General features: G+C 59.2%; 5 protein-coding genes. 2 read left to right on the top strand and 3 right to left on the bottom strand.

Features of this window, described 5'->3' with window-relative positions; all coding sequences use genetic code 11:
* Positions 1–482: hypothetical protein (locus Q0J60_RS02100; RefSeq protein WP_294438570.1), on the top strand; the 482-nt coding region annotated here is incomplete at its 5' end.
* Positions 483–766: 284 nt separating this feature from the next.
* Here Q0J60_RS02100 and Q0J60_RS02095 read toward each other — a convergent pair.
* From Q0J60_RS02095 to Q0J60_RS02085, 3 genes are all read right to left on the bottom strand, one after another.
* Positions 767–2,047, bottom strand: a complete 1,281-nt coding sequence (locus tag Q0J60_RS02095) for a PTS transporter subunit EIIC (protein WP_294438569.1) — start codon at positions 2,045–2,047, stop codon at positions 767–769.
* Positions 2,048–2,135: 88 nt separating this feature from the next.
* Positions 2,136–3,761, bottom strand: coding sequence for a DUF4038 domain-containing protein (locus Q0J60_RS02090; RefSeq protein ID WP_294438567.1), 1,626 nt, complete (start codon positions 3,759–3,761; stop codon positions 2,136–2,138).
* A 30-nt stretch (positions 3,762–3,791) separates the two neighbouring features.
* Positions 3,792–5,264 (bottom strand): alpha/beta hydrolase domain-containing protein, encoded by a 1,473-nt coding sequence (locus Q0J60_RS02085; protein ID WP_294438566.1) that lies wholly within the window; start codon positions 5,262–5,264, stop codon positions 3,792–3,794.
* Positions 5,265–5,468: 204 nt separating this feature from the next.
* On the opposite strand from Q0J60_RS02085, the gene Q0J60_RS02080 reads away from it, so the two are divergent.
* Positions 5,469–6,458, top strand: a complete 990-nt coding sequence (locus Q0J60_RS02080; protein WP_294438564.1) for a LacI family DNA-binding transcriptional regulator — start codon at positions 5,469–5,471, stop codon at positions 6,456–6,458.
* The last annotated feature ends 75 nt before the right edge of the window (positions 6,459–6,533 follow it).

Raw genomic sequence — 6,533 nt, 5'->3', positions numbered from 1 at the left:
CGGGTGTTTTGCATTACGTGGGCAACAAAGAGGGCCTTCTGTTTGAGGTCGTCGAGCACTACTACGATCGCACGAGCACGGACAGCGACTATTTCTCGCTCTTTGAACCCGGCGGCGCATTGTTTGGCAAGCGCCCCAAGATTCCCGAATACATGCGCCTCATCGTGGCGGAAAACGCCCACCAGCCAGAAATGGTCATGCTTTTTCAAACCCTTAACACCGAGGCGATTTCTCGCACCCATCCCGCACACGATTACTTTGCTGACCGCACGCGCCGGGTAACAGAGCGGCAGGCGGACAAGCACAACTGGTCAGTGCCCAAAGGCGTTGATGCCGGCCTTACGTTGTCGGTTGCCCTTGCCGCCATGTACGGCCTGGAGGGCCGCTGGCTCGCCCGCCCCGACGAGATCGATTACGAGGCGGAGTGGGCTCGTTTTGAGGACGTGCTCTTCCCACTGCCTCTGTGGGAGGGTTACCGGTAAGCACCACCCATAAGCAGTAGTTTCGGCATAGCCCTCGGCGAACGTCCTCGGCCTTTGGCCTGCGGAATGTTCGCCGGGGGCTTTTCCGGAGCTGCATAGGACCAATCTGCCGTCCATCAAGAACGATAAAACCAAAAGAGAAAAGCCGACCCAGAAGGTCGGCTCGGCAATAGCCACATTATTCCAGCTCTTGGCATGCGTAGCCCGCACATAGGGGGACACGCGGGCTACGCAAATGCCGGAGGGGAGATGGGCGGACAAACCGCCAAGTACGGAAGAAGCCTTTACGCCTCGGCCGCCTTCGCAGCACGCGCCTCCGCCTCATCCTTCAGCGCCTTCTTGTCTGCAATGCGGACGAAGGGGATGAACAGCAAGGCGATGGCGAGAATGGATGCGACCACAATAATCACCAGACCGATGCCGCCCGTGAAGAAGTTGCTGATGGGCAGGGGCACCACGAAAGGCATGGAGATGGTGGGGTTAAAGGCGTTGCCAAGGCCCAGATAGAAGCCTACGAAGGCGCACAGCCACGCCACTGGCTTGAGCAGGATGTAGGGGATGAACATATAAGGGTTCATCGCAATCGGGGTACCGAACATGATGGGCTCGGAGATGTTAAAGATAGCGGGCACGAGCGCGATGCGGGAGAGAGCCTTGAAGCTCTCGGACTTTCCGGTAAGCAGCGCCAGCTCCATACCAAGGGCGTCGGACGAACCGATAGCCATCAGGATAGAGAACTGCAGGTACGGCATCGGATCGCCAGCGAGGAATGCTTCGGTGTTGGCAAGGCCGCAGGCGGCCATCACAGGCATGTAGACGCTCATAAGGACGCTGGGGTGGATACCGAAGAAGAACAGCACGTTGCACAGGGTGAAGTAGATGAGCACTGCCGCAGGCGAGGAACCCAGGCCCATGACAGGCGTGGAGATAATGGCGTTGACCGCGGTGTAGATATCGCCCCATGCAGTGAACGTCATGCCCCACTTAAGCAGCGTGAAGCTCGTGAAGATAACAATGGCGCACAGCATCGGCGACAGCGAGTTGGACACGAACGGCGGTACGCTATCGGGCAGCGGCACGGCAATGTGCTTCATGAGGAAGTGAAGCAGCGCGGGGACTACGAGCGCAACCACAAGGGCAACAAACAGGCCGTTGCTGCCCATATAAGTCGTGGGGATGAAGGTCATACCGTCCTCGGTGCGGCCAAGCGGAATGAGCAGAAGCGCGACACCGATGGAGGCTACCACGGAAGCCATGCCCTTGTTACCGAGCACCTCGCCGAACGAATGGGAAACCGAAGCGCACATGTAGAGCGCGCCCAAGTTCATGGTCACCACAAGCACATCGTTGATGACAGAGGCAAGTCCCGTGCTGTTTAGGAAATCCTGCAGCGGCGGGATGGGCAGGCCGACCAAAATGGAGAGCAGCGCCACGCCCAGGGTCACGGGCATGGTGGACATCATGCCCGCCATGAGGCCTTGAACTACCTTAAACGAAGAGAATTTCTGGGCAACAGGACCGACGTACTTTTCTAGAAAGCCCTGTATGGTGTTGAGGATGCCCACAATCTCACCGATCCTTTCATGTTCTGTTCGAACCTTCCAACCATTCACGTAAGCGGATATGCCGAGGTACACAAATCCGTTCCGGGCGCTACACGCGCTCGAGCACCACGAGCCAATCCCCCAAATTCGGCTTCGCGGGAAGCGTGAGGGTGCCCTCTTGGGCGCGAACCTCCTCTCCTTCTGCGTAGGTGCCCTCGCGCGGATCAAACCACCGCGCCCGGTAGACAGCGGCATCGTCGATGCCGTCGATCTTGAGTGAGCGCCGCGCCGTGTCGCCGTAGTAGGCAACGATGCGCGCACGGTCGGCCGTCGCCGTAGCGAGCGGCGCCTTGTTGGCGAAGAGATTGCCCCCGTCGCCCACGGTCACAGGTGCGAGCTCCCAGAAGTGCACGCCCTCGTAGAAGCGACGCATGTATCCCATCTGCGTGGCGCCGGGTGCATCTACGGCCTCGACCCACGTGACGTTGAAGCGGTTGAAGATGGCAAAGAAGGGGTTCATCTCCTTTACCTTCTCCCACACGTTGTCCCAAATGCCTTGGGCACCGTAGGTGAAACCGGCGCCACCAAGCTGGATGGACATATACGCCACACGGCGCAGCAAATCCGCCGTGCACAGACGCGTGCCCATCTCCTCGAGCGTGGAGCACAGCTCGTACATAGCCTCGCCCTCGACGAAGGGCTTGCCCGGGTGCTTTGCGAAGAAGTCCGCATAGTCCTCTGCCGTGATTAGATAGTCACCGTGCCCTGCCTGGTTTAAGGTGAAGTCAAACCAGGACTCGTTTTGGTAGTAGTCCGGGAAGGGGCGCTCGTTGGTGTAGTGCGCCGTCTGAAGCGTGCCGTAGCCATCTCGACGCTCAATCTCGAGCGCCACCTCACGCCAACGATCAACATGACGCTGGTGAACCTCGGGCGTCAGGTCGTACCCGGCCGTCTCGCCCGCGAGCGTCCAGACCATGGGCAGCGCGCCATAGCGCGCCAGGATATAACGAGCAAGATGCTTCTGATGCTCGATGCCACCCTCTCGATTGATAGCAAAGCACCACGCCTGCCCCAGCGCGTTTACCAAGCCGGCATCCGCGATATAGGCCATGCGGCGGTCCAGCTCGTTCTGGTAAAACGCAACATTGGGAAGATCGCGCTCGCCGTTCTCACCGGGATGCTCGCCTTCCACCCAGAAGTGGTTCACCCCCGGCCCCATGTCGGAGCGCAAGTTGGTTTGGTAGACGGTATAACCCTGCGCCACGCGCTTATCGACCATGCCACGGAACTGGCTCTGCATGCCGGGGTGATTGGATTCATCCCAGCGCTCGCCCCACGAAGCCTCCCAGTGCGTATCTCCCAACCAGAAAAACGGCGTACCGTCCGCATGCTCGAAATACCGACCGTCGGCGGACACTTTAAGAAAACCATGCTGGTAGATGGCGAGTTCTCCTTCGTAAGGTACTGCCTCAAGCACGCCGGTACAGCCGTCGAGCCCCGTCGCCTCGGGCGCCTCAAGCGCGTATGTCCACACACCGGTCTCGGTGGGGGCAAACGACACACGCCACACATTGCCGCCGTCCCAATAGGCTTCGCGACGAATGACACGTCCCGAGGGCGCCGTGAATGCAGCCCAGATCTCCACATCCAAAAACGGATTGTCATACGTGCCCGCCGCCTCAAACGTGAGGATGCCAGCGCGCCATAACTCAAAGGCAGGCGTTGCTTCGCTCATGGAATACTCCTTTCTAGGGCAAAAGGCCCTCTATTCAAGCCCCGCGCGGCGTGCATGGGCAACCGCAAGGTCAACGAGCAGGGGTGCGTCTTCTTGGCAAAGGAAGCCTTGGCTCACCAGCTGCGCGGTGTCGTCCTCGCACAGCTCGCGGTAATGGGCGAGCGTGCCGTACAACTCGGAGAGCATCGCAGCGGAGAAGGTCTCCTGGTGCCCAAAAAGCCCATCCGTATCGGCGGTTTTGTCCACCGTGCCCGACCCAGGCACCACGCGACTCGTGTTGGAATAACGCGCTACGGGGTGCTCGAGCAGACACGTGCGGAGACCCCCCTTGGAATTGCCGAACGCGTCCTTCACGTTCTCGCCGTGACAGTCCACCGGAATCCGCGAACAGGACGCAGGCGCCGCACCGGTGCGCACCCAGCGGAAGAGGTTGCGAAACGCTGCATGGAACAGCAGCTGCGAGGGGTAGTCGTTGGGCTCGTCGTGAAGCCCGGTGTAAACAGGCAGGTGATTGATGCGCTTAAGGTCGGGGTCGTTTTGGTAGTAGTCCAAATAACTCCACTTGGTGTCGTGGCTCGCACCGGTCACCTCGTAGAGCCGATACTTGAAATCAGACCGATCGCTGTCGGGCAGCATGCAGCGCCACGATTCGAAGCGCCCGTTCTCGCTCTCCGTTTGCACCGCGATGAACGGTTCGCCGCAGCGCTCGACGCGGCGGAGCTCCGGTGCATAGGCGCGGGCACTCTCATACTGATTCACGGGAATCACCATAGAATGAATGCCGCCGCCCGAGAGGTAGCCGTCAAACACCCGCGACCCACGCGCCACGTCCTCGCGGTAGGCAAAGCTGTTGAGATAGCGGAAGAGATAGGCGCCGGACTGCGACCATCCCGTGAGGCACAGGCAGTCGCGACGATAGGTGACAAGCGGATTATCTGCGTCATTGGAGCGCAGCTTCCAGGCAAGATCGGTGAGCATGTCCCAAAAGAGACCGGGCTCGTAGGTGATGTCGATGTCGGGCAGAGCGCCTCCGCGCACGAGCTCAGCAGGGTCGAACAGAAACGGCGTTTCCGGCGTGGGGTTCGCCCACGAGAGCGCCGCATACCGGCGCGTATCAAACTCGACAAGCTTTGGAATGGTGTTGGGCTTGCTGGTGATTCCAACGTAGATATCGCCCGAACGCAGGAACTCCCCATGACCCAAGATCCACATGCGCTCGATTTCCATAAACGAAGTGGGATTGATGATCTCCACCACCACGTTGCCGCTTGCCTGCTCAGGATCGATGGGAGCGCGCACGACGATACGATTCACATACGGCGCCTCTGGAGTGAGCACCTCGACCGCACCGGCATCGTTGATGGAACGATACACGTTCGCCGTTCCGCGCACATAGTACTCGCGCTCCACGTATCCGCGAGCGGAAAGATGACAGTAACGCTCCGCACTGGAAAACGGATACGAATTCGATGTGACGGGAATCTCGTTGATGGCACTGATCATATGAACTCCGTCCATGGACGTTTGCTGAGCTTGGTTGTTGATTTTTCTTTTGTGGGCACTTAATTGGAACGAAATGTTTAGCAAAACGACTTAAGCGGTAGCAGACACCCCGCGAGTGGTTGCCGCGCGTCTTTATCGAACCAGCTCCACTCGGTACAATGTCCTCGAAAACAAGAAACACGCGGCGAAGGAGTCCGTCATCGCATGGCAGTGACCGCAAAAGAAATCGCACGTCAGCTGGGACTTTCCGCCGCCTCAGTGTCCTTCGCCCTCAACGGACGACCCGGCGTTTCTGCCGAAACGCGTGCCCGGGTTCTGAAAGCGGCACGCGCCCTGGGATATGAGTTTCCCGATACACGGGAAGCGGAGTCCGGCACCATCGTTTTCGTGTACTACAACCGTCACAAGATTTTCGACACCGCGTTTTTCTCGCAAATGGCGCGCGGCGCTAAGGAAGCTACAGAAGAGGCAGGCTACCGCTTCATTACCACCGAGATCGCATCGTTTCGAGACATCGCAGTTCAAATTCAACATCTCGTAGAGCTACAGCCCGCTGGCGTGCTCTTACTCGCCACGGAAATGGGCATGAATGACCTCATGCCGTTTGCAGCCCTCGACCTGCCCATCACGCTTCTTGATACGTGCCATTCCTGTGGGCTCGACCGCGTACAGATCAACAATCACGAGGGCGCTCATATTGCCGTGGAATATCTTTTTAGCCGCTATGGAGAAATGCCCGGACTCCTTAAATGCAGCAATCGCATCAGCAACTTCCAGGACCGGGAAGATGGCTACTTTCTCGCCGTACAGCGCAACGGTGCCTCAGCACGTCGCGCGATCGTCCACGAGCTCGCCGCCGACGTTGCCGGAGCCAAGCAAGACATGCTCGCTATCATCGATGCGGGAGAACCGGTTGCACGCTCGTATTTCTGCGACTTCGACACCATCGCACAAGGTGCCATGCAGGCATTTCTTGAGCGTGGCTACCGCATTCCGGAAGACGTCGCCTTCATAGGGTTCGACAATGCGCCGGAATCCGCACGCTCCACGCCGCCGCTCACTACCATCAATGTCCCCGCCGCCTACATGGGGTCCATCGGCGCACGGCGCCTTATCGAGACCCTGCACGAGGGAGAGCACCACCCACTCACCATCGAGGTGGGCGTATCGCTCATTCCCCGCGCTTCATCGTAAGAGCATGAGCATGCGTCCCCGCGGGCGCTGGAAACACGTCGAGCCAAAGACCGCTTTCCCGCATTGGAACGGCAT

Source organism: uncultured Slackia sp. (genome assembly GCF_944321625.1).
Lineage (GTDB): Bacteria > Actinomycetota > Coriobacteriia > Coriobacteriales > Eggerthellaceae > Slackia.
Note: the sequence above shows the minus strand (reverse complement) of the source record. Positions and strands in the feature narration are given on the sequence as shown.